The organism is Synechococcus sp. UW179B (assembly GCF_900474245.1).
In the GTDB taxonomy this organism is placed as follows: Bacteria; Cyanobacteriota; Cyanobacteriia; order PCC-6307; family Cyanobiaceae; genus Synechococcus_C.
The window spans coordinates 114,583-137,327 of record NZ_UCNZ01000002.1; the positions used below are offsets into that span (position 1 = coordinate 114,583).

The window sequence follows — 22,745 nt, forward strand, 5'->3', positions numbered from 1 at the left end:
GAGTCGTGAATCAGTTCAAAGCGATGCTTTGAGCTCCATCCTTCATGTGGATGGTGTTCGTGAAACTGCAGGTGTTGTTCAGGTTGCTGATGATCAAGCTGCTCGTGCGGGTGCAATCAGCTTCGAACTTCACTCCGTTGAAAAGAAGACCATCTGTGATGCCGCTACCGGCGAACACAACGTGCTCTCCGCAGGCGAGCTCACTGGCCTCATACACCTTATCGGGGTCGGTAATGCCCATTTCTGCGAGACGGGCGAGATTGCCTTCCTTCGTCATGTCTGCCCACTCAGATGTCTGAGCAATGGCAGGGTCATACACCAGTTGTCCTTGGAAGTGGCCGCCAAGTGCGCGCATGGCGGCAGCGGAGATCACACCCTCAGGAGCGGCACCAATGCCCATCAAACAATGGGTTCCGGTTCCAGCAAAACCACAGGCAATCGCAGCTTGCACGTCACCATCGGAGATGGGTTGAATGCGAGCACCCGTGGCGCGAATTTCAGTGATCAGATCTTTGTGACGCGCACGATCCATCACAACAATGGTGAGCTCATCAGGAGCAAGACCCAAGCACTCACTGAGGATTTTGATGTTTTCAGTCGCAGATTTGCGAATGTCAACCTTGCCCTTTGCTGCTGGTGGCGCAGCCAATTTCTTCATGTAGAAGTCGGGAGCGTTGAACAAGCCACCACGGTCGGAGGCTGCGAGAACGGCCATGGAGCCGCGCTGGCTGTAGGCACAAAGGTTGGTGCCTTCGCAAGGGTCAACAGCGAAATCCACGCCAGGACCAGTGCCGGTTCCGACTTCTTCACCGATGTAAAGCATGGGGGCTTCGTCGCGTTCGCCCTCCCCGATCACAATGCGGCCCTGCATTTGGATTTGATTCATGCGCTTGCGCATGGCATCAACAGCCAAAGCGTCCGCTTCATCCTTCAGACCTTTGCCGGAGAGCGTGGCGGAAGCGATGGCGGCCTGCTCGACGATCTCGAGAATTTCCTGGATGAGAGTGCGATCCACGTAAGTGCTGCGGGGGTTAAAGAGAGGCTTTGAGGAGAAAGCCTGCAACAGCAGGGATTTCTGTCTCATATGCGCGGCTCACTGTATCAGTGGTATCAGCGCTCTTTACAATCGACCGATCCCATAGCCGACTCCGCCATGAGCACCAAACCCCTGGTGATCTCTCCATCGATCCTGTCTGCTGACTTTTCTCGCCTAGGTGAGGACGTCAAAGCTGTTGATGAGGCAGGTGCTGATTGGATTCATGTCGACGTCATGGATGGTCGATTTGTTCCCAACATCACGATTGGCCCTCTGATTGTTGAGGCCTTGCGTCCGGTGACGAAAAAACCCTTGGACGTGCATCTGATGATTGTGCAGCCTGAGAATTACGTCGAAGATTTTGCGAAAGCTGGGGCAGATATTATTTCTGTACAAGTTGAGGCTTGTCCTCATTTACATCGCAACTTGGCTCAAATTAAAGACCTTGGCAAAATGGCTGGGGCTGTCCTCAATCCCAGCACCCCACTCGATACGCTCGAGTACTGCTTAGAGCTGTGTGATCTTGTTTTGATCATGAGTGTGAACCCAGGTTTTGGCGGACAAAGTTTTATCGATAATCAAGTCAAGAAAATCAGTGATTTACGTCGTATGTGTGATGAAAAAGGCCTAGACCCCTGGATTGAGGTTGATGGTGGCGTGAAGGGTGGCAATGCATGGAAAGTGATTGAAGCTGGTGCTAATGCAATTGTGAGTGGTTCTGGGGTGTTCAATCAGCCTGACTATGCTGCGGCTATTCAGGGAATTCGCAATAGCAAGCGCCCATAGTTTCCTGGTTAGCAGCAAACGAGCACATTGTTGATGCTATAGATTTTTTCTTGTGTTTTCTTCTCAACCTCTGCCTAAGGGCAGGGGTTTTCTTTTGGGAAAAAATGAAGGGGAGCCTTGCGCAGGATGATCTGATAAGAATGCAAAGATCGACGTTGGTTTCAGTTGATTTGGTGGCTAGTGATGCAAGGTGATCTTTTGTTTACGAGACGATTGCCGATGACTCCTTGTTGATTAAATCGTTATTTATGTGGCGATTGCTTGAATTTTTTGATGCATACATGCCCGTATGATTGTCCGGTTATCTCGTTCAATGATTAGATTTTTTCTTTGATGGTTTTTCTGTATTCCCTGCACTGGTAAGACGAGTGAATGCTTTCAGTGGCTGCATCGATGGCACAGCTAAAGCCTTCGCGGAAAGCGGCGCGCTTCATGGCCTCGATTTGAGAGACGGCGTAAATGCCGAGAGCAATCAAGATGAACAGTGAAATGCCAGCTCCCGTGCCTTTTGGATACAGCCTCATCGCTTTTCGTTGATGTCTTGAATGAGTTTAGGGTGCTAAAAATAAGATGTAAATCATTAGGGGCCAAAGCTTTTGAATTGATGCTGTCCAGCGATGGATTTTGATTCTATGGGTTGTGTTATGGGGTTTATACTTCCTTGTGATTTTTGCCAACAAGCAAGGCGCTAAATGCAAGCATTAGGACACAGCCGCAGAATTGAAGTAATTCTGAAATTGATTGCACTTGAAAGCTAATCATGAGCTTAAATGCTGTTACGATTAGGGCAACAATGATGACGTTGGTTAGTTTTTGTTTGAGGCCTTCTAGTGATGTAATGCTAAGGATATTTCGTCTTTCTTGGGATAGGTCTTGAAGCCTTGGGTCGATATCAGAAATAATCAGCTCATACACGCCATAGCCGAAGATAAGAAGGGCAATACCAATCACATAGTAATCAATGCCGCCTACAACTTTGCCGAGTAATAAAATGCTGTTTTCTGAATTCAGGTGACCGTTGATTAGTTTGTTGAGAGCGTGGATTTCCTCCTGGGTGCCAAGGATGAAACAGCTAACACTGCCCAGCAGGCTCATGACAACAGGCAGGATGGTTACTAATCGGAATCTCCAAAGCAACTGTTCAAAACGCGATTCGAATCTTGCCCTGCGAGTTTTTTTGATCTCAAGTTCCATCATGTACTTATGCGTGGTGCAATTAAACAGTTGTGGCTGGAGGATTGGTTTGAGGCGGTAAGGGGCGCGGCGTAAAAAGTGCCGGTATGGACAACGTGATTAACGCGCTACCCACGGCCAGCAACACGAGGAGCGGCAAGGGTTTGACCAGGGGCTGCTTCTCTAAAAGCGTTCCGCAGCGAATACAGATTGGGGTTGCTCCAGGGGGTGGGTGTAGAACAACAGCTGGTCCACAACAGCACTCGGGGCAGCGAAAACGGGGCATGGCTGTGTTTTAAAGATGATTCCGTATTGCAGAAAATTTAATCGTGACGATCAACGTTGGCTGCAACATTGGGTGGTCAAAGTCTTTTGCATCCAAGCGTTTGTTGATGGCTGTTGGTCGTTTACATCCTGATTTTACGCTCTGGATCGCTTGATTGCATCTTGTTCGGGCCTCGAGTTGATTCTAATGGATAGCCAAGGCATTTTTTTATGATTGATGGCATGAATGCACGCAAAATAGCTGCGAGCCCTGGAGCAACGTTACGGAAATGATTTGTGAACGGAGTCTGACCAGATCCCGATAGATTGCCAATGGTTGATTGATGACATCGTCCTTGAATGGTGCTGGCTTTTCCGTTTTCTTGGCTCTTGTTTTTGCTGAAAGACCAGGCAAAAATTCATAGAGTTTAAGCCTTGATTCTGCTGTTGCCTATCATCTTGTTTCAGCGTCTTGGTGTTCTTTTCTGTCACGCTCTTTAAGGGCTCTGCCTGCAAGTCGTGCCAGGTCTTCGAGTTGATGCAGGTGCTTTATTTGGTTGATGTCGAATAGAGAGTTAAGTTGATGTTGGAACTTTTCTTTGTTTGTAAAAACCACTAAATACTCTTTTGTATTAATGCAGCGATTCATTTAGGAGGCAAAGGCAAAGGTAAAGGGAGGAAATCCTGCATCTGGGGCCTCGTTCTTGACAGAATCATGCGTTGCCGAAAGTTGTTCTGCCATGCCCCTCAGCTCTTTGGTGCGTCTGCTGCAGACCTCAGCGCTGAGCGGTGAGTTGTGCGAACGAGCCCAACGGGACCAGCGATTGTTGATGCGCGGAGCTGGCAGAGCTGCTCGGGCCTTGGTGGCTAGTGCGCTGGCTCGTCGCATGGACCAGCCCCTGTTGGTGGTAGTTCCCACCCTGGAAGAGGCCGGACGTTGGGCAGCTTTGTTGGAGCTGATGGGCTGGTCTAGCGCCCAGCTTTATCCCACCAGTGAAGGGTCCCCTTACGAACCCTTCGATGCCACCACCGAAATCACTTGGGGCCAGCTCCAAGTTTTAAGCGAACTTCAAACAGACAGCCGCAAAAGCGACGTCGCGATCGTGGCCACAGAGCGTTGTTTGCAGCCCCACTTGCCGCCTCCGCAGGCCTTGGCAGAGCATTGCAGGGCTTTGAAGAAAGGCGATGTTGTGGATCTCGAAGAGCTATCGACCTACCTAAGCCAGCTTGGCTACGAGCGCGTTTCGACCATTGATCAGGAAGGCACATGGAGCCGTCGTGGCGACATCGTTGACGTCTATCCCGTGAGTAGTGAGCTCCCCGTGCGCTTGGAGTTCTTCGGCAATGAACTCGACAAGCTTCGTGAATTTGACCCGGCCAGCCAGCGCTCCCTCGACAGCGTCGACACGCTCAAGCTCACCCCCACCGGCTTCAGTCCCCTCATCGCTGAACGTCTGCGCGAGCAGGTTCCTGACGATCTTGACCGGTTGCTGAGTGAGGCGCAGATCACGGAGTTGTTGGAGGGTGGAACCCCTGAGGGGATGCGTCGATTGATGGGGTTGGCTTGGCAGACCCCTGCTTCCCTCCTCGATTATTTGCCTGCCAAGTGCTGCATCGCCATCGATGAGCGTCGGCATGGCAGCGCCCATGGTCAGCAGTGGCTTGATCACGCTGAAGAGCAGCACGCTGAGCTTCCCGTGCCCATTCCTGTTTTGCATCGCCCGATCAAGGAGGCGATGGAGCTTGCAGAGGCGTTTGCTGGCTTCGACCTGGCAGAACTTCAGGAACAGGACAGCCACCCCAATGCGTTTGATCTCGCCAGTCGACCGGTTCCGTCTTACCCCAATCAATTTGGCAAACTCGGCCAAATGATCAAACAGCACCAACGGGAGCGTCAGGCTGTTTGGTTGTTGTCAGCGCAGCCCAGCCGTGCTGTGGCTTTGCTGGAGGAACACGACTGCATCACCCGCTTCGTACCCAATGCAGCGGACACACAAGCGATCGATCGCTTGATGGAGCAGGGCACACCTGTGGCTTTGAAAACGCGAGGAACCGCCGAGCTCGAAGGGCTGCAGCTTCCCGCCTGGAGGGTTGTTCTGCTGACCGATCGCGAATTTTTCGGACAGCAGTCGCTCACTAGCAGCGGTTATGTGCGTCGGCGCCGCAAAGCCGCGAGCCGCACCGTTGACCCCAACAAGATGCAGCAAGGGGATTTCGTGGTGCATCGCAACCATGGAATTGGTCGATTTAAAAAGCTCGAAAAATTAGCGATTAGTGGCGAGGTTCGCGATTACCTCGTTGTTCAGTATTCCGATGGCATCTTGCGAGTGGCTGCCGATCAGCTCGGAAGCCTGGGACGGTTTCGCGCCAATAGCGATACACCGCCGCAGCTCAGCAAGATGGGTGGCTCCGCCTGGGTGAAGGCGAAGGAGAGGGCCTCCAAGGCGGTTCGCAAAGTTGCGCTTGATTTGGTGAAGCTGTACGCCGAACGCCACCAAGCGGCAGGATTTGCCTTCCCGATCGACGGGCCTTGGCAGGTTGAACTTGAGGATTCCTTCCCCTACGAGCCAACCTCTGATCAGCTAAAGGCCACGGTGGATGTCAAGCGCGACATGGAGAAACCAGAGCCGATGGATCGGTTGGTCTGTGGTGATGTGGGCTTCGGGAAAACGGAGGTGGCCATCCGAGCGATTTTTAAAGCGATCACCGCTGGCAAACAAGTAGCGATGTTGGCTCCCACAACGGTGTTAGCGCAACAACATTGGCGCACGCTTTCGGAACGCTTTGCTCCCTATCCAATCAAGGTGGCCCTTCTCAATCGTTTCCGTACGGCAGGTGAGCGCAAGACGATTCTTGAGGAGTTGAAAACGGGCACCATCGATGCCGTGGTGGGCACGCACCAGCTGCTCAGCAAGAACACCGCCTTCGACAAGCTTGGTTTGTTGGTGGTGGATGAGGAACAACGGTTTGGGGTGAATCAAAAGGAAAAAATCAAGGCCTTGCGCAAGGACGTGGATGTTTTGACGCTCTCGGCGACACCCATCCCGCGAACCCTCTACATGAGCTTGTCTGGCGTGCGTGAGATGAGTTTGATCACCACTCCACCACCCTTGCGCCGTCCGATCAAAACCCACCTAGCGGCTCTGGACGATGAGGCCGTGCGAAGCGCCATTCGCCAAGAACTGGATCGTGGTGGTCAAGTGTTTTATGTGGTGCCCCGTGTGGAAGGGATCGAGGACGTCGCAGGCAAGCTTCGTGAGATGCTTCCCGGCCTCAAGCTCCTCGTCGCCCATGGACAAATGGCTGAAGGCGAGCTCGAGAGCGCCATGGTGGCGTTCAACGGTGGGGAAGCCGACGTCATGCTCTGCACCACGATCGTGGAGAGCGGTCTCGACATTCCGCGTGTCAACACGATCCTGATTGAGGATGCCCACCGGTTTGGACTTGCTCAGCTGTATCAGCTCAGGGGCCGCGTCGGCCGCAGCGGCGTCCAAGCCCATGCCTGGTTGTTTTACCCCGGAGATGCCTCGCTCAGTGAAGCGGCGCGTCAGCGCTTACGCGCCATCCAGGAATTCGCTCAGCTCGGTAGTGGGTACCAATTGGCGATGCGCGATATGGAGATCCGCGGAGTGGGCAACTTGCTCGGTGTGGAGCAAAGCGGACAAATGGAGGCGATTGGCTTCGATCTCTACATGGAGATGTTGCAAGAGTCGTTGGCAGAAATACAGGGACAAGACATTCCAGCTGTGGACGACACGCAGGTGGATCTACAGGTCACTGCCTTTATTCCAGCGGACTGGATCGTCGATGCCGACGAGAAAATGTCTGCGTATCGAGCTGCATCCGAGTGCCTTAGTTCAGAAGCCCTGGTGGAACTGGCTGCAGGTTGGGCCGATCGCTATGGGGCCCTGCCTGGACCGGTTCAATCCCTGCTGCAGTTGATGGAACTCAAGCTGCTGGCAAAACGCTGCGGATTTGCGCGGATTCGCCCTGAAAAACCAAATATTGCCCTCGAAACACCGATGGAGGAACCTGCTTTTCGTCTGCTTCGTCAGGGTTTGCCCCAACATCTCCATGGACGACTTGTTTACCAGGCAGGAAGTGGAAGCGTTGCCAAGGTCCTGGCACGAGGCCTCGGCGTCCTGCCCATGGATCGGCAATTGGATGAGCTCAAAGGTTGGCTAGAGCAGATGGCATCACAGATTCCGGATACGGATGGATTGACGCCTGAGCAGCGCGACCAACAGCAAAAAGAACGGAACGAGGCTGTTTTGAGGGTTTGAGCTCGCGCTTGCGCTGGAAAAATGAGAAAGCCCAACACATTTCGCAATTCTTCGTTACCATGTGGTCATACGACGTGATACCCCGTGGCCGAATTCATCGATCCGATTGCAACGGGAAGTTCCCTCGGTCTTCTGGGCAGTTTGGTTGGTGCAGCCGCCCTCGGAATCTTTGCTCTGTGGCAGAACGATACGGAAAACGATGACGACGACTCGTCTCCAGGCGGTGGCTTGATGCAGCCTGTTGCCTGAGCGACCCCTCGCTCACATCTAGTCACAGGAATCACCCATTTGGGTGATTTTTTTTATGCGTTGATGCCTGACTCTGGTGAGGTGCCCCGAGAGCGGACCATGCCAAAGCCGCTGAACCAGTTTCAACGCCAGGTTCGACGCCAGGTTCAACGATGGACCTTGATTGCTTGCTTCACACCTGCGCTGCTGGGAACAGCACCTGTGCGCGCTCAATCGTGGGAAGCGGTTGATGCCTTGCGCAGCAAGCTCACCTCTCATGGCGTCAGGGTGCTTCAACGCGATTGCTCGACCCGGGGGTTGCAGGGGGCTTACCACCCCAAAAATGACATCTTGATTGTGTGTCGCACCCACCGAAATGCAGCACAAGTTTGGAACACCCTGGCTCACGAAGCGACTCACAGAATGCAGAGCTGCGCCGGTGGATCGATCACCCTTCCCAGCCAACATCGGATGATGTCTCGCGTTTTAAGACGAGAAACACCGCAGGAATGGAAATCGATTAGGGCGTATCCCCGTAGTCAGCATCTGGCAGAACTTGAAGCTCGTTATACGGCCAAGCTTCCCGCGAATGATGTCCTGAAGCTCTTCGATCGCTACTGCGGCTCAACCGTTCGCGTTTAAGACCATCTCCCTCACTTACCAAGACCAACCGACTGATGAATAATCTTCTTCTCCAATTAGCGATGGCAGCCCTCGGGCAAATGTCTGGAGGCGGCGGACTCGCGCAAAGGCCGCTCAACATTCCCTCGATGCCCTTTCCCGTGGGTCGCCAGAGCCGCCCTGTGTATCCCACGCGTTCGTCTCAAGCGCCCAACCTTCAGGTTGCCACCTTGGCAACGACCACCTGTTTGATGCGATCAGGTTCGATCGGACGTGGAGAGGCGGTCGCGCTGTTGGAACGTCAAGGCCAAACCTGGGGATGGCCTCGCACTTGGGGCCAACGCATTCCGGTGAGCAGCGTGGATGAGGCGATTGAATCGGCGGGGGGTTGCAATGCGCTTGTGCAGAGGGCGCGCCAGGCGGCCCCAGGCCGGACAGCCACGATTCCAGCAACCCACCGAGGTACTCGCTATGGAGGCAATCGCTATGGAGACTCGCGTTATGGAGGCAACCAATCGCAAGGCAATCGAAGTGAACGCGAAGGGTTTGGATTAGCCCCTTATCGCTGAAGTGCCGACTGAAGGTTGGCCGCTCCTGGTTGATAGGTTTTTCCTGTTTTCGGAGCTTGCAAGGATTTGAGCAGGGTGGTTTCCGCGACGCGGTACTGCCCATCTTTGTTGGTCCCTAACTGTTCAACAGTGAGGGTTTTAATTTCTTTCTCACTCATCTCCACCGCAACATCCGGGCGAATGCCGTTTTTGTGGATGTCGGTGCCCTTGGGTGTGAGGTATTTGGCAATCGTGACGGTCATTCCAGATCCGTCAGAGAGCCCGCGCACGGATTGCACGAGTCCTTTCCCAAACGTTTTCTGGCCCACCAGAAGCCCGCGCTCGTTGTCTTGGAGAGCGCCTGAAAGAATTTCACTGGCACTCGCTGAGCCTTCGTTCACCAACACCACGACGGGACGGTCGGTTAAGGCATTCCCTGTGGCGCGGCGCACGTCCTGAATGCCCTCACGGGTTTTAGTGCTGACAATCGTGCCTTCATCTAGCCACTGACGCGCAATGTCAACGCTGGCTTCAAGCAACCCTCCGGGATTGCTGCGCAAATCAAGGACGTAACCCTGTGATCCTTGCTTCTCAAGCTCGCGAATCGCGGCACGCATCTCTTTCGATGCATTGGCATTGAACTGCTTCAGGCGGATGTAACCCACCTTGGTGCCATTGGCACTGGTGTTGAGCTGACTGTCAACGGCCTGAATTTCGATCCGCGCCCGCACGAGGGGCACGTCGATGATGGAGCCATTCCTGCGCAAGCCCAAGACGACGTTGCTTCCTTCCGTTCCACGAATGAGCTTCACCGCATCTTCCGTGGTCATCCCCTTGGTGAGTTGACCATCAATCGAAACGATCACGTCTTTGGGTTGGACCCCGGCTTTTGAGGCCGGTGTGCCTTCGATAGGCGACACCACCACGATCTCTTTGGTGTCTTTGTCCAGTGAAATTTGAATGCCGACACCGGTTAATTCACCTGACGTGTCGATTTGCATTTCCTTGAACTCTTTCGGGTCTAGGAATCGGGTGTAGGGGTCATCAAGACTCGCCAACATGCCGCGAATCGCTTCATAGGATTCCGCGGTTCCGGCATAAGACTTGGAGAGCAAATCCTTTCGAAGAATGGACCACTGATCCAGGTCATAACTTCCCGATGAATCCAGGAAATCTCGATAGACGATCTGCCATACCTGATCAATCACCTCTTTCGGGCTGTTGGTGATGGACGACGAAGTCGTGCTTGGCAAACCCAACCCAGGATTGGCCACAACCACGGCAGCTGTGACAGCCCCTGCGCCCAGAGCCACAAACCAGCCGCGACGTTGCGTGACGTTGATGCCGAATTTTTTAGCGCGCATGCCGTCCACTAGGACCTTTTCAGCACCTTAACGACATCAGTCGGGTTCAACCCAGCGACCGTCGTCTTTGATCAACTGAACCAAGGCTGCTACACCCTCCGACTCGGGGACTTTTCGGATCTCATCGCGGTTGCGATAGAGAGCGATCACCCCAGGCCCTTTGCCCACATAACCGTAGTCAGCATCGGCCATCTCGCCAGGACCATTCACAATGCAACCCATCACAGCAATGTCTAGACCGGTGAGATGAGAGGTGGCGTTTCGGACCTGATGAAGGACCTCCTCAAGATTAAACAAAGTGCGACCGCAGCTCGGACAGGCCACGTACTCGACCATCGTCTTTCGGATTCCAAGAGCCTGCAGGATCGAAAAGCACACAGGGATTTCCTTCTCTGGCGCTTCTGTTAGGGAGACGCGGATGGTGTCTCCGAGTCCTTCCGCCAGCAGTGTTGCGATTCCGGCCGTGCTCTTGATTCGTCCGTAGTCACCATCACCTGCTTCGGTGACGCCCAAGTGCAGGGGGTAGTTGAACCCCTCCCGATCCATGGTGTCGGCCATGAGTCGGTAGGCCGCCAGCATCACGGGCGCACGCGATGCCTTCATCGAAATCACGATGTTGTGAAAATCGAGTGAATCGCAGATCCGCACGAATTCCATGGCCGATTCGACCATGCCTTGGGGGGTATCTCCATAGGTGAACAGCATGCGTTCAGCCAAGGAGCCGTGATTCACTCCAATCCGCAAGGCCTTGTTCTGCTCTTTCAGCACCCGCACGAGAGGAGCAAACGTTTCCTTGATCCGATCTCCAATCGCATCAAATTCTTCTTGGCTGAACTCCTGGCGTTCGGGATCCGGTTTGTCGAAAACAAACAACCCAGGGTTGATGCGCACTTTGTCGACGTGCTTGGCAACTTCTAAGGCGATGCGCGTGCCGTTGTGATGGACATCAGCCACGAGTGGGATGTTGCATCCCTGAGCACGCAAGGCTGCACGAATTTTCCCCATCGCGATGGCATGGCCAATCGAAGGAGTCGTGACCCGCACGATTTCGCATCCGGCATCGGCCAAGCGACGGATTCCTGCGACCGACCCGTCGATATCCAGCGTGTCCTCATTGATCATCGATTGCACCGCAATCGGATGCTCACTTCCAATCGGCACATCACCAACCATCACCGTGCGGGTGACCCGGCGATGAATCTTTGTGTCGTAGCGCTGCGAGGCGGTCATCAAGGATCGCTCGAATCTGGAGCTAACCCTGACACAACCCCGTTCAAAGCGTGCTTGACACTGGTCAGATCGGCCATGAACAACGCGCGTGGCTTCCCTGGCTCCCGCGATGGATTGCGCAACAGGTAGGAGGGATGAAAACTCGGCATCACATAACGCCCGTTCCATTCGGTCCAAGCACCTCTTAAGCGACTAATCGGTGTGCGGCATTCGAGAAGGGTTGCGGTGGCAGTGGCTCCAAGAATGAACAGGATCTCCGGATTGACCTCACGAATTTGACGATCAAGCCAGGGTCTGCAGGCTTTGAGCTCAGCTGGGGATGGGCGTCGATTGCCAGGCGGCCGACATTTGATCAAGTTGCAGATATACGCGTCCTCTTCTTGATCCAGGCCGACGTCCGCCAGGCATTCGTCCAGGAGCCTGCCGGAACGCCCCACAAAAGGACGCCCCTGAGCATCCTCATCAGCCCCTGGCGCTTCGCCAATCACCATCAGCCTCGCTGAAGGATGCCCGCGACTGACCACCACATGCTGGCGTTCCTTTGCTAGGTCGCAGCGCTGGCATTGGAGACAGGATGCCTCGAAGTCTTCTAAGGACACGCGCATGGGTAGCTCAGCTCAAAACCCTATGAGCCAAGCGACCTTTGCGGCAGCACCAAGGTGAGAAAAGGCTGCTCCTCTGGATCCTCCATCCAGCATTCCGCTCCAAACGATTCGAGACGCGCTGCTTCGCGCCTCTTCGCCCCCAACGCTTCCAGTTGCTCGATCCAATGGCCGAGCTCAGTCTCTGGATGGTCGGATCCGACCCGTTGAAAACAAGGGGCGAGGGCCGCACCGCGAATGGGCCAAGGCCGTAGACGCGAAGGGCGATAAATCTGAAGCGTTCCTCCCGTTGGTAGAGACACCATCCAGTGCTGGTCAGACAGTCCTGATCGGCAGGTACATCCAAGAGCTTGCGCATAAAACTCGGCGAGCGCTTGGGGATTCTTGGCTGCCAACACCCAACTCAACGAGGTCGTTCCAGCTGACATGTTCGGCATGGTCAACATTTCGATCCAGGCTGTCATCAGCACATCGGTGTTGTCACTGACGCCACATCAGGCAGGATGTTGTTTCACATATCCGAGCATCCATCGAGGGGGTGCCGTGCTGATGCCAGGCCCCCCATCTCTCTCGCACCGAGCTTTGGCATTGCAGCCATCGCTCACACTTGCCATCAGCGCCCGAGCAAAAGCCCTGCAGCAACAGGGTGTTGATGTTTGTAGCCTCAGTGCAGGGGAGCCGGATTTCGGCACGCCAGAGTTCATTGTTGAGGCAACGATCCAGGCCCTCAGGGATGGCATCACCCGGTATGGCCCTGCTGCTGGCGATCCAGAGCTGCGCGCGGCCATTGCTCAGAAATTGAGTCTTGAAAACAACATCCCCACCCAAACCGATCAGGTCTTGGTGACCAATGGCGGCAAACAGGCGATTTACAACCTGTTCCAAGTTCTGTTGAACCCAGGCGATGAAGTCCTCATCCCTGCCCCGTATTGGTTGAGTTATCCAGAAATTGTTCGCTTGGCCGGGGGGAAGCCGGTCACGGTGGCGTCGTCAGCAAGCGATGGGTTTGGACTCGATCTGAATTTGATCGAGCAATCCATCACACCGGCCACCAAGCTTTTGGTGCTCAATTCACCGGGGAATCCCACCGGTCGGGTGTTGGATCTCCGTGAACTCGAGGCCTTGGCAGAGCTGGTGCGAAGGCATCCAAACCTGATGGTGATGAGCGACGAGATCTATGAATATCTGTTGGAAGACGGGGAATCTCACCACAGTTTTGCTGCCGTAGCTCCAGATCTCAGACAGCGTTGTTTTGTGGTGAACGGATTTGCCAAGGGCTGGGCCATGACCGGCTGGCGACTTGGGTATCTCAGTGGTGACAGCACGGTGATTAAGGCCGCGGCCGCCCTACAAAGCCAAAGCACCAGCAATGTGTGCAGCTTCGCTCAACGTGGAGCGTTGGCGGCGCTTCAGGGATCACGGGACTGCGTCCGTGAGATGGCCGCTAGCTACAACACGCGGCGTGCTGAGCTCTGTCGTGGGCTTCAACAGATGGAAGGCATCACGCTTGTGCCCCCAAGGGGCGCCTTTTATGCGTTTCCTCGCCTGCCCGATGCGATTACCGATTCGTTGGCCTTTTGCGAACGTGCCCTCGAAGAGGAAGGATTGGCGATTGTTCCGGGTGGTGCCTTTGGCGATGATCGTTGCGTCAGGCTGTCTTGTGCCGTCTCGCGTGAGACGATTTCAGAGGGGCTGAGTCGGTTTCAGAGATTGCTGACTAGTCCCTAAATCCATTCTTCTTAAACATGACCAATCCTTTGACACGGGTCCGAAAAAAAGGGGCCGTTGTTCTTTTGGCTCTTCTTTGCAGTCAGGGCGCAACGGTCCTTCCTTCTAACGCGCAAGCAGTACTCCGGATCGGAGCCATCCCCGATCAAAACCCAGAACGTTTAAATCGTCGTTACGGCCAACTTGCCGCGGAATTAAGCGACACACTCAAGGTTCCAGTGCGGTACGTGCCAGTTAGCAATTACCCAGCAGCCGTGAGTGCTTTTAGGACCGGAAGTTTGGACCTTGTTTGGTTCGGTGGACTCACAGGTATTCAAGCTCGACTTCAAACGCCAGGCGCCCAGGTTTTGGCACAACGGGCCATCGATGCACAGTTCAATAGTGTTTTTATTGCCAATACTTCAGCGGGTTTAAAACCCATTAGCAGCCTTGATGGTCTGAACGCTCTGAAGGGCAAGCGCTTCACGTTTGGATCAGAAAGTTCCACGTCGGGACGTTTGATGCCGCAGCATTTTTTGGCTAAAGCAGGGGTGACCCCGAAGCAATTCGCTGGTGGACAAGCCGGTTTCAGTGGAAGCCACGATGCCACCATCGCATTAGTGCAGAGCGGCTCCTACCAGGCCGGTGCGCTTAGTCAGCCCGTCTGGGATGTGGCTGTTAGGAACGGGAAAGTGAGCCCTAACAAGGTGAAGGTGATCTGGACAACCCCTGCGTTTGGGAATTACCACTGGGTGGCGCGACCCAATCTCGATCAACGTTTCGGCAAGGGATTCACCAGCAAACTCCAGCAGTCCATTTTGGGTTTGACTCCCACCAGCAAGCGGCAGAAAAATATCTTGGAATTGTTTGCTGCCAAGCGTTTTATTCCAGCGCAGGAATCGCAATATCAACCCATTGAGCAGGTGGGTCGTCAGCTCGGCAAGATCCGTTGACCTCTCTCCTTGAGTTGGTCAATGTCAGCCTGAGCGGTCCGAGGGGCGATCGACTGCGCTCGATTTCCCTCTCGGTTTTCGAGGGAGAGCGGATCGCCTTGTTGGGCCGGAGTGGGGCTGGCAAGAGCAGCTTGTTGGCCATCGCCAATGGCAGTCTTCGTGTGGAACAAGGAGAGGTGCGTTGGTGTGGTGCGTCGATTCGCACCCTGCCTCGCCGCAAAAAAAGGGAGATCGGAATGCTCTGGCAAGACTTGCTGCTTGTCGAGGAGCTCAGCGTTGGACAAAACGTCAACAGCGGTGCTTTGGGCCGTCACACCCTGATCTGGGGATTGGCCAATCTGTTGTTCAACGTGGATCAATCCGCCTGCAAGCATTGCCTTCAGCAAGCTGGGCTGGATGCTGATCTGATCGAGCGTGGATTAATCGATGCTCCGATTCGCCAGTTGTCAGGGGGGCAGAGACAACGCGTGGCGCTCGCTCGTTTGCTGCGTCAGCAACCGCAACTGATCCTGGCGGATGAACCGATTGCGAACTTGGATCCCGCCATCGCCTCTGACCTATTGGATCATTTGTTGAATCGTTCGCCAGAGGGGCAGCTGAATTGTGGCGCCAAGGCGATTGTGATCAGCTTGCATCAACCCGAACTGGTGCATCGCTTTGATCGTGTGATCGGTTTGCAGGATGGGGAACTTGTGATGGATCAACCTTCAGACCAACTCACTGCTGCTGATCTTTCGCGGTTGTACGAGGCCGGATGAACCGCCTGAAACCAGCGGCACCGCTTCTCACCCTGTTGCCTTCCATGGCGCTGGTGCCCGTTTTGATCGTCACTTGGACAGGGCTGCATGGCGGTGGTCTGTCGATTTGGCAGCAATGCCTTTCGGGCGCCCTGCATCCATCCATGGATCCCGATGTTTTGCATGCGGTTTGGCATGGTCTTGGCGTCACCATGGCCACAGCTCTATTGAGCTGGAGTCTCAGCTTGCTGTTTGGCGTGTTGCTAGGCAGCGCTTGCGCGGATGTGGTGTGGAGAAGCTGGACGCTTCCCTCCTGGCCAGCCAAAGCACTTCGAAGCGCCCTCGCCATCCCGAGAGCGGTGCATGAGTTGGTTTGGGGCCTGTTGCTGCTGCAAGTGTTTGGGCTCCATCCCTACGTTGCTGTCGCTGCTATCGCGATTCCTTACAGCGCTCTCGTCGCCAGGATTTGGCGCGATCATCTTGATAGCGCTGACCACCGTCCCCTCGATGCCTTGATCAGCGCTGGGGTGCATCCGCTGTCCGCCTTGATGACGGCTCTCAACCCAGGGATGGGCCCTGTTTTGCTGAGCTACGGGGGGTACCGACTCGAATGTGCCTTGCGAAGTGCCACCTTGCTCGGGGTTTTTGGTTTGGGGGGGCTTGGCACCGAACTGCAGCTCACCTTGCAGTCGTTGCAGTTCCGCGAGCTCTGGACAGGTTTGTGGGTGTTAGCGGCCGTGATGCTGATGCTTGAGCAGCTGTTGAGGGTTTGGCGAGAACGTTCCGATGTCGGCGTTCATGGTCAGCGTCGAATGCTGTTGTTCGTCAGCTTGGCGATCATTTTGGGAGTGATCGGCACGGTTTGGCTCAGACACCTCGTGCCTGATTTGTTTTTTGGCCTCAGTTGGCTCGGGTTGGAGGTTCCTTCTTGGACCCAGCTGAATGCCGCCGCCAAGGAATTGCCCTGGTTGCGCATGATCTTGGAAACGCTGGGTCTCACCGGGTTGGCTGCGGGGATTGCCATCGGACTGCCCCCCCTCGCCTTGCTCCTATGGCCGTCGCCAAGGTGGCATCAGTGTTGCTCGATCTTCTGGGCTTGCATGCGTTGGATCCCACCGCCGTTGATGGTGCTCCTTCTGCTGCTCAGCAATCGGCCGAGCCTGGCGATTGGAGCCTTGGCGATCGGTCTGCACAACAGTGGAGTGATGGGGCGTTTGCTGCTTGAAGGACTGCAGCAACAAAGCGGTCAGCGTCAAGAAGCGCTCAGGGCGATGGGGAGTTCAGAGCGGATGAGTTGGTTGTATGGCCTGCTCAGTCCTCAAAGTCCCAGTTATTTGGCTTATGGGGCCTATCGCAGCGATGTGATTCTCCGAGAAACCGTGGTGGTGGGGGTGATTGGTGGAAGTGGTTTGGGTTGGCAGCTGCTGGAATCACTCAGCTCTTTTCATTGGGCTGCTGTGGTCTTGGTGCTTTGTTGTTACTGCGTCCTCACGATCAGTGGGGAATCACTCAGTGACCGCTGCCGCGCGCTCTGGCTGCAAAGCTGACATCTGGATTGCGTGACCGCCAGTGATAACAACAGCGCCCCGCAAGCTTGTCGTCATCGGTGATAGCGGTGTGTACGGATGGGGGGATCCAGAGGGGGGGGGATGGTGTGAACGCTTGAGGCGTCAATGGATGACGATGCCCTCTGCCCCCGTGGTGTACGGGCTTGGTGTTCGTGGAGATGGACTGGAGCGCATCGCTCAGCGTTGGCAACAAGAGTGGAGTTGCCGCGGCGAGCTCCGTCGTCAGCAGCCCGATGGCTTGCTCCTCTCTGTGGGCCTCAATGACAGCGCTCGTGTTGGCAGGTGCGATGGACGGCAGCAACTAGCGGCTGAAGCGTTTCGCTTCGGGCTGGAGCAATTGCTATCGGTGATGACCCCTGCCACCAACGTCATGGTGATGGGGCTCAGCGTGGTGGATGAAGCGGTCATGCCGTTCGCTGACTGCCTTTGGTACAGCAACGAGGCCGTGGCCATCCATGAAGCGCAATTGGAGGAAACCTGCCTGGAAGCTGATGTTCCGTTTTTAAGCCTGCATCGAGCGATGGCAGCAGAACCTGATTGGCTCACCTGGTTGGAGCCCGACGGGATTCATCTCAACAGCACAGGCCATCACTGGATCCATCAGCGTCTTCAGCACTGGAAGCCCCTTCTCAATTGGGCTGGTCTGGAGCCCCACGCTCAATGCACACCTTTGCTGATGTCTTGATGCCTCCACTCGAAAAGATGAACCGGCTTTCATCCTTTCGAGTGGAGCATTTCATCGCAAAGAAGGAGGGGAGAATGCGCGATGAAAGCGACGTTGAAAGGGTCGTACATACCCACGCTTCATGCTTTCCTCTCAAAGTCTTCGACGCCGCGAGCAGCGCAGGTCGTTGCCAAAGCCAATTCTTGAGCGCAACGATGCCGTGCTCGAACACCTTGGCCTGGCGCACCATGCCGCCATTCGTCAGGCGGCCCGCTATCCAGGGGAGCAGGACGAGTTAGTGCAAGAGGGTCGCTTGGGGTTGATCCATGGCTTGGCCAATTTCGACCCTCAACGTGGATGTCGCATCAGCACCTACGTGCTGGCAAGGGTTCACGGTCAAATCCTGCATTTCCGTCGCGATCGCCAACACATGCTCAGGATTCCTTGGCGCTTGAAGGACTTGCACAGCCTGGGGATGCGTCTTCAGGCTCAACGGTTGCAAGAGAGGCTGGAACCGCTGGATGAGACAGGCCTTGCTGCATCACTCGACGTGACTGTTGAGCGCTGGCGGGAGGCCTTGATGGCTCACGCCTTGGGCCATGTGGATTCGCTTGATGTTGCCCCTGCCATTCAGGCGGTGGACGGAGAATTGAGAAGCTCCCTGCTCGATCAGATCGAGGCTCCCCCAGTCATGTCTGCATCGACCTTTGCATCGACCTTTGAAGCGGATGAGGAGGAACCCAGGCTTCGCTGGTTGCAGGGGGCACTGAAGGCTCTCGAGCCACGCCAGCGCTGCTGGCTTCTGGCTCGCTACGTCGACAACATTCCCATTAGAGATCTTGCTCTGAAAGAGAAGGTGGCACCAGGGTTGCTACGCAAAGCCATTCGAGAGGCGCTGAGCCTGCTGCGACAGGCAGCACGGACTCCGATCAGCCAGCAAGACCCAGAGGAATCGCGACCAGCATGGCTAAAACCGCAGCCCAGGCCGTCTGCAATCCGTTGACGATTTCATTGGTTAACCAGTGCACCCGCTCCTGAGCCAGAGCTCCCAGCAGGCTTTCCAGCAGGGTTGCGATGAGACCCACAATCGCCACCACGGCCATCGCCGTGGGCGTGGTCACGAACGACAGTCCCGCCATCACCAACATCATCACAAGGCTGCCGGCGGCACTGGCCAGGGTGCCTTCCAAGCTCACGGCCCCTTCCGTGCCAGCTGGCACTCTGCGCAGGGTGGTGATCAAAACGGTGGTTCGTCCCCAACGTTTGCCGATTTCACTGCCAAAGGTGTCGGCAAGTTTGGCAGCGAAGCTGGCGGCGAATCCGATCAGCAAGAGCGTTGCCGAGCCAATGCCTGCGCCAATCAAGAGAGCGATCACGGTGCCAGTGAAGGCAGACCCCCAAACGTTGGCGGGTCCTCGCCTTCCTCCACGCGCCTCTGCAAGCCCCTGCTTTTGTTTTTGCGCAAAGCCGAGGCGCGTGACCAGTGATCCCAACACGAGGTAGATCACAACGGCGACCCAGCCTCTCCAGCCAAGGCAGCCCCAGAGGATCGTTCCCAGAATTCCGGCATGCACCCAACCCATGCGCGTGAGTAGGGGGAGGCGCTGCGCAAGGGCAATCAGCACGCCATTGAGAAGCAGGGCTATCCCCCACATCGTGATGTTTTGGTCTGGCAAAACCATCGAGCTGTGTTGCACTGCCCTAAGCATCAGCCCATTCAGACAGTTTGGGTTGGATAATCAGCCCACGTTGTCCACCGGAACCTGGCATGGCGCTGAAGAGCAAAGGCTTTTTCCTCAACCTCGAGGAAGGCGCTTCGAGCGACCAGGCGATTCAGATCGCGCCTGTTCGAGACCTTCCTGAGGAGGACGGTCAAGAGGAGGCTCTTGCCCCCATTCCCGCCATCTCCAAAACAACGGATGGCAGTGTTACCACTGAGATCGCCAAACCTGCTCCAGCGGTTACCACCCCAGCCACGGCTTCGGCTCCTGCAGCTTCTGCCCCTGTCGCTTCCGCACCGGCAGCTTCAGTGCCAGCTCCATCGGCACCAGCGCCATCAACACCAGCGGCCGCAGCAGGTTCTCTCACCACGGCTGAAGCGATTGCAGCGGAACTGGCAAAGGCGGAAGCCGAGCGTCCTGTCGTCACGCTCAGCACGTTCGCTCCGGAGATGGTCCAGCCCGGTCGTGCACTGCGTCCTGAGCGTCGCCGTCCGGGAAGAAATTTGAAGGGGTTCAAGGACATGGCATCAGAGCTATTCAGTAGCTGACGCCGCTTCAGGTCTGTTCTCCAATTGGCGTCGTACGCCGCCAACTGCTCAGCGTTGCCACCCCGGCAATCGCTGCAGTAGAAGAGCGCAAAATGTCCTCGCTAAGACTGACCGCGGACCATCCTTCCCTCAGCGCTTGCGCTTGCTCCTGAGGGTCCCAGCCTCCCTCCGGGCCAATCGAAAGCCAGATGCAGTTGTCCCCAGGGGTCTGGCGCTGCAACCAAGGCCCTAAAGCAGGAAGCCCTTCTAAGCGTGTGGTGGCAATGGCCAGCGTGTCGCTGTTGTCCGGCCGCGTCCACCAACTACCCGTGGATGTCAGCGGGAGGAGCTGGGGCATCCAGAGCCGCTCGCATTGCTCGACCGCTTCTTTGAGGATCAGCTGCCAGCGCTCTGGTTTGTAGTCCGCTTGGGGTGTGGATCGCGTTGCTTTTAAGGGTTGGATGCAATCCACGCCCAATTCACAGGCCATGCGCATGACCTCATCCATGCCCCGTCGAACCAGAGCAATTGCGAGGCCTAACCGAGGGGTGCTGGCAGGGGTTGTGGTGTGACAACTGCCGGGAAGCATGAGTTGCCCCTTCTCCTGAAGCAATCCCTCCCAAAGGTGGCCGCGGCCATCGACAACCTCCACAGGTGCTCCAGGACGCAGCCGTAACACCCGGCGAAGGTAATGAGATTCGTCATCGCGAAGCACAAGGTATCCATCGCCATCACGGTCGGCCATGCGGGAGGGTTCGATCAGTAGCCGACGCAGCTCCGCCACCATTCGATTCAGTGCAGTCCTGCTTGCCGGGCTTCGCGATACAGCGCTTCCACCCCAATCCTGTTGAGGGGTAGGCGCAACAACTCCAGAGCCAGGGAGGGTTGGCCCCGTTGAATCAGCCAGGCCATCAGCGGGCGAAGGCTGCGTTCATTGAGGAGACCTCCGAGGGTGAGCAAGGACCAAAGCAGGCGATGCAACCAGGTGAATTGAATGATGAACCGGACGCGACGACTGGGATGCTTGCGATAGAACACCAAGCCCATGCGTGCCCGTTCCCGTTCGACGCGAATCAGGTCTGGGATTTGGTCCAGGCGAAATGCTGGATGCCAGTGATATCCAACCGCTTCTGGACATTTCACTAGCTCAACGCCCATTTGCCTCAGCCGTTCTCCAAGCTCCAGGTCTTCCCATCCATAGAGGCGAAAGCCCACATCAAATAATCCGGAACGCTCTAAAACATCCCGATCGATCGCGACGTTCCCCGTTGCGAAATAGGCCCAGGAGAGATCCCGCAGTTTGTGTCGTTCCGCTGTTGGTTGATCAAAATTGGCTGTATTGATCACAGCGCCATAGGTGAAGCAGAGACGATTTCCCTGCTGATTCCAACGACGACTTAAGGCGCGTGCATGGGATGCGAGAAAGCTTGATGTGACCACTAAATCACTATCGATAAAGACGATCACATCTCCTTTGGCATGATCAACGCCGCGATTACGACCTTCTGCAGGTCCGCCATGCTGTTGTTCCACAAGGCGAACATGGGGGAAGCGAGCGGCGTCCTGTCGCAACCAGTCGGGAGTGCCGTCGCTGGAACCGTCATCGACGACAACCACTTCGTAGTTTTCGATTTCCCCGCTGGGATCTTGATGTTCCAGTGCCAGCAGGCACTTCTCAAGAATCGAGCGCCGGTTATAGGTGGGGATGACGACGCTGATGAACATCCGCGCGAAATAGGGGCAAGAGGGGTTCAGCCTAAAGCCATCAAAAAAGAGGGGTCTCCCCCTCTTTCTGGATGCAAATGGTTTTGATGCAAACGGTGCAGGGTCACGCCAAAGCGATCAATCCGCAGCACCACCGTTGTTTGCTGTTCCGGTTACGCCGTTGCCAGCACCTTCACCACGGCCGTCATTGCGGAGCTTGCGCTTCTTGAATTTGCGGGCGTAAGCGCGATTGCGCTCCTGCTTTTCCTTCTTGAGGTTTCTGCGCTTAGCCATGCGTTTTGGAAGATTCCAACTCTTTTACTCACACCAACTTAACGAATCGTCTGGTAGAGACGCCCATCTTCCATTCGAACAAGACGATCTGCCACATCAAGAATGCGCGGATCATGCGTCACCATCAGCACAGAACAAGACTGTTCGCGCGCCAAGCGCTTCAGTAGCTCCACCACTTCGCGGCCAGTGCCGCTATCGAGGGCCGCTGTTGGTTCATCGGCAAGGAGAAGCTGGGGTTTGGCTGCCAGGGCTCTGGCGATCGCTACGCGTTGCTTTTGGCCCCCGGAAAGGTCATGGGGGAGCTTCCCTAACTCGTCTTCAAGTCCCACAGAGCGCAACCATTCCCGTGCCTGATCGCGGCGTGCCCTGTATCCAAGATTGGGCAACAGATCAGCGCCCATCTGCACATTTTGTTCAGCGGTGAGGCAGCGCAAGAGATTGTGGCCCTGGAAAATCATGCCAATGCGACGGCGCAACCGCTGACGCTGGCCGCGAGCTGCTCCGCGTAACTGCTGTCCAAACACCTCAACGTCCCCCTCCTGCACCTTTCGCAAGGCTCCGATCAAGGTGAGCAAGGTTGTTTTGCCGCAGCCGGAAGGACCGGTGAGCAGCACCACTTCACCAGCCGCAATTTGTAAGTCCACGCCTTGCAGCACCTGCCTGCGGGTGGAGCCTTTGCCGTACCAATGGCTTAGCTCATGAATATCAACGGTGAGTGAGCTCGTTGCCATCGCC

General features: G+C 55.7%; 25 protein-coding genes. 12 read left to right on the forward strand and 13 right to left on the reverse strand.

Annotated features, from left to right (window positions below):
• Positions 1-10: 10 nt before the first annotated feature.
• On the reverse strand, positions 11-1,015 hold the full coding sequence (glpX, locus tag DXY38_RS01620; RefSeq protein WP_038013776.1) for a class II fructose-bisphosphatase: 1,005 nt from the start codon (positions 1,013-1,015) through the stop codon (positions 11-13).
• A gap of 138 nt (positions 1,016-1,153) precedes the next feature.
• Here glpX and rpe point away from each other — a divergent pair, with 138 nt between their 5' ends.
• Positions 1,154-1,822, forward strand: coding sequence for a ribulose-phosphate 3-epimerase (gene rpe, locus DXY38_RS01625; RefSeq protein WP_038013773.1), 669 nt, complete (start codon positions 1,154-1,156; stop codon positions 1,820-1,822).
• 317 nt (positions 1,823-2,139) lie between these two features.
• Here the strand turns inward: rpe and DXY38_RS01630 are convergent, their stop codons facing one another.
• The 3 genes from DXY38_RS01630 to DXY38_RS01640 form a co-directional block, all read right to left on the reverse strand.
• Complete coding sequence (locus tag DXY38_RS01630) at positions 2,140-2,346, reverse strand: hypothetical protein (RefSeq protein ID WP_115070179.1); 207 nt, start codon at positions 2,344-2,346, stop codon at positions 2,140-2,142.
• Positions 2,347-2,473: 127 nt separating this feature from the next.
• Entirely contained in the window at positions 2,474-3,016 is a 543-nt protein-coding gene (locus DXY38_RS01635; RefSeq protein WP_115070248.1) for a YqhA family protein, read from the reverse strand.
• A gap of 22 nt (positions 3,017-3,038) precedes the next feature.
• On the reverse strand, positions 3,039-3,281 hold the full coding sequence (locus DXY38_RS01640; RefSeq protein ID WP_115070180.1) for a hypothetical protein: 243 nt from the start codon (positions 3,279-3,281) through the stop codon (positions 3,039-3,041).
• A gap of 718 nt (positions 3,282-3,999) precedes the next feature.
• Here DXY38_RS01640 and mfd point away from each other — a divergent pair.
• From mfd to DXY38_RS01660, 4 genes are all read left to right on the forward strand, one after another.
• Positions 4,000-7,542, forward strand: a complete 3,543-nt coding sequence (mfd, locus tag DXY38_RS01650; protein WP_115070182.1) for a transcription-repair coupling factor — start codon at positions 4,000-4,002, stop codon at positions 7,540-7,542.
• A gap of 84 nt (positions 7,543-7,626) precedes the next feature.
• Positions 7,627-7,791 (forward strand): hypothetical protein, encoded by a 165-nt coding sequence (locus DXY38_RS13610; RefSeq protein ID WP_006853031.1) that lies wholly within the window; start codon positions 7,627-7,629, stop codon positions 7,789-7,791.
• Positions 7,792-7,854: 63 nt separating this feature from the next.
• Complete coding sequence (locus tag DXY38_RS01655) at positions 7,855-8,412, forward strand: hypothetical protein (RefSeq protein ID WP_006853030.1); 558 nt, start codon at positions 7,855-7,857, stop codon at positions 8,410-8,412.
• Between the two features lie 35 nt (positions 8,413-8,447).
• Positions 8,448-8,960, forward strand: coding sequence for a hypothetical protein (locus DXY38_RS01660; protein ID WP_115070183.1), 513 nt, complete (start codon positions 8,448-8,450; stop codon positions 8,958-8,960).
• On the opposite strand, the gene DXY38_RS01665 is transcribed toward DXY38_RS01660, so the two are convergent.
• Genes DXY38_RS01665 through DXY38_RS01680 form a run of 4 tightly spaced genes read right to left on the reverse strand, consistent with a single transcriptional unit; the run spans position 8,951 to position 12,572 of the window.
• Positions 8,951-10,303: a S41 family peptidase gene (locus tag DXY38_RS01665; protein WP_115070184.1), complete on the reverse strand. Its 1,353-nt coding sequence runs from the start codon at positions 10,301-10,303 to the stop codon at positions 8,951-8,953. The two genes, DXY38_RS01660 and DXY38_RS01665, sit on opposite strands and share 10 nt — an antisense overlap.
• A 36-nt stretch (positions 10,304-10,339) precedes the next feature.
• Positions 10,340-11,533, reverse strand: a complete 1,194-nt coding sequence (gene ispG / locus DXY38_RS01670) for a (E)-4-hydroxy-3-methylbut-2-enyl-diphosphate synthase (protein WP_006853027.1) — start codon at positions 11,531-11,533, stop codon at positions 10,340-10,342.
• Positions 11,533-12,138 carry a uracil-DNA glycosylase gene (locus tag DXY38_RS01675; protein ID WP_006853026.1) on the reverse strand — a complete coding sequence of 202 codons (606 nt, stop codon included), beginning with the start codon at positions 12,136-12,138 and terminating at the stop codon, positions 11,533-11,535. Before DXY38_RS01675 ends, ispG begins: the two co-directional genes overlap by 1 nt.
• Positions 12,139-12,158: 20 nt before the next feature.
• Positions 12,159-12,572 (reverse strand): VOC family protein, encoded by a 414-nt coding sequence (locus tag DXY38_RS01680; protein WP_244278969.1) that lies wholly within the window; start codon positions 12,570-12,572, stop codon positions 12,159-12,161.
• 112 nt (positions 12,573-12,684) lie between these two features.
• On the opposite strand from DXY38_RS01680, the gene DXY38_RS01685 reads away from it, so the two are divergent.
• From DXY38_RS01685 to DXY38_RS01710, 6 genes are all read left to right on the forward strand, one after another.
• The gene (locus tag DXY38_RS01685; RefSeq protein WP_115070249.1) at positions 12,685-13,863 is read left to right on the forward strand and encodes a pyridoxal phosphate-dependent aminotransferase; all 1,179 of its coding nucleotides are present in this window, start codon (positions 12,685-12,687) and stop codon (positions 13,861-13,863) included.
• A gap of 17 nt (positions 13,864-13,880) precedes the next feature.
• Positions 13,881-14,795: a putative selenate ABC transporter substrate-binding protein gene (locus DXY38_RS01690; RefSeq protein ID WP_115070187.1), complete on the forward strand. Its 915-nt coding sequence runs from the start codon at positions 13,881-13,883 to the stop codon at positions 14,793-14,795.
• Positions 14,792-15,553 (forward strand): phosphonate ABC transporter ATP-binding protein, encoded by a 762-nt coding sequence (locus tag DXY38_RS01695; RefSeq protein WP_115070188.1) that lies wholly within the window; start codon positions 14,792-14,794, stop codon positions 15,551-15,553. Before DXY38_RS01690 ends, DXY38_RS01695 begins: the two co-directional genes overlap by 4 nt.
• A complete protein-coding gene (locus DXY38_RS01700) occupies positions 15,550-17,079 on the forward strand; it encodes a phosphonate ABC transporter (protein ID WP_115070189.1) in 1,530 nt (509 codons plus the stop codon). The genes DXY38_RS01695 and DXY38_RS01700 overlap by 4 nt, the downstream gene beginning before the upstream one ends.
• Before the next feature lie 22 nt (positions 17,080-17,101).
• Positions 17,102-17,785, forward strand: a complete 684-nt coding sequence (locus DXY38_RS01705) for a GDSL-type esterase/lipase family protein (protein ID WP_115070190.1) — start codon at positions 17,102-17,104, stop codon at positions 17,783-17,785.
• Between the two features lie 121 nt (positions 17,786-17,906).
• Positions 17,907-18,767, forward strand: a complete 861-nt coding sequence (locus DXY38_RS01710; RefSeq protein ID WP_115070191.1) for a sigma-70 family RNA polymerase sigma factor — start codon at positions 17,907-17,909, stop codon at positions 18,765-18,767.
• Here DXY38_RS01710 and DXY38_RS01715 read toward each other — a convergent pair.
• Positions 18,694-19,446 carry a DUF92 domain-containing protein gene (locus tag DXY38_RS01715; RefSeq protein WP_244278970.1) on the reverse strand — a complete coding sequence of 251 codons (753 nt, stop codon included), beginning with the start codon at positions 19,444-19,446 and terminating at the stop codon, positions 18,694-18,696. The genes DXY38_RS01710 and DXY38_RS01715 overlap by 74 nt on opposite strands.
• A gap of 86 nt (positions 19,447-19,532) precedes the next feature.
• Here DXY38_RS01715 and DXY38_RS01720 point away from each other — a divergent pair, with 86 nt between their 5' ends.
• Positions 19,533-20,033 carry a translation initiation factor 2 gene (locus DXY38_RS01720; RefSeq protein WP_115070193.1) on the forward strand — a complete coding sequence of 167 codons (501 nt, stop codon included), beginning with the start codon at positions 19,533-19,535 and terminating at the stop codon, positions 20,031-20,033.
• Between the two features lie 7 nt (positions 20,034-20,040).
• On the opposite strand, the gene DXY38_RS01725 is transcribed toward DXY38_RS01720, so the two are convergent.
• The 4 genes from DXY38_RS01725 to DXY38_RS01740 all read right to left on the reverse strand — a co-directional run bounded on the left by DXY38_RS01725 (position 20,041) and on the right by DXY38_RS01740 (position 22,741).
• The gene (locus DXY38_RS01725) at positions 20,041-20,799 is read right to left on the reverse strand and encodes a 16S rRNA (uracil(1498)-N(3))-methyltransferase (protein ID WP_115070194.1); all 759 of its coding nucleotides are present in this window, start codon (positions 20,797-20,799) and stop codon (positions 20,041-20,043) included.
• Between the two features lie 5 nt (positions 20,800-20,804).
• Positions 20,805-21,737, reverse strand: a complete 933-nt coding sequence (locus DXY38_RS01730; RefSeq protein ID WP_115070196.1) for a glycosyltransferase family 2 protein — start codon at positions 21,735-21,737, stop codon at positions 20,805-20,807.
• A 117-nt stretch (positions 21,738-21,854) separates the two neighbouring features.
• The gene (locus tag DXY38_RS01735; protein ID WP_006171625.1) at positions 21,855-22,010 is read right to left on the reverse strand and encodes a hypothetical protein; all 156 of its coding nucleotides are present in this window, start codon (positions 22,008-22,010) and stop codon (positions 21,855-21,857) included.
• A gap of 38 nt (positions 22,011-22,048) precedes the next feature.
• Positions 22,049-22,741, reverse strand: a complete 693-nt coding sequence (locus DXY38_RS01740) for a DevA family ABC transporter ATP-binding protein (RefSeq protein WP_115070197.1) — start codon at positions 22,739-22,741, stop codon at positions 22,049-22,051.
• Positions 22,742-22,745 lie beyond the last annotated feature (4 nt).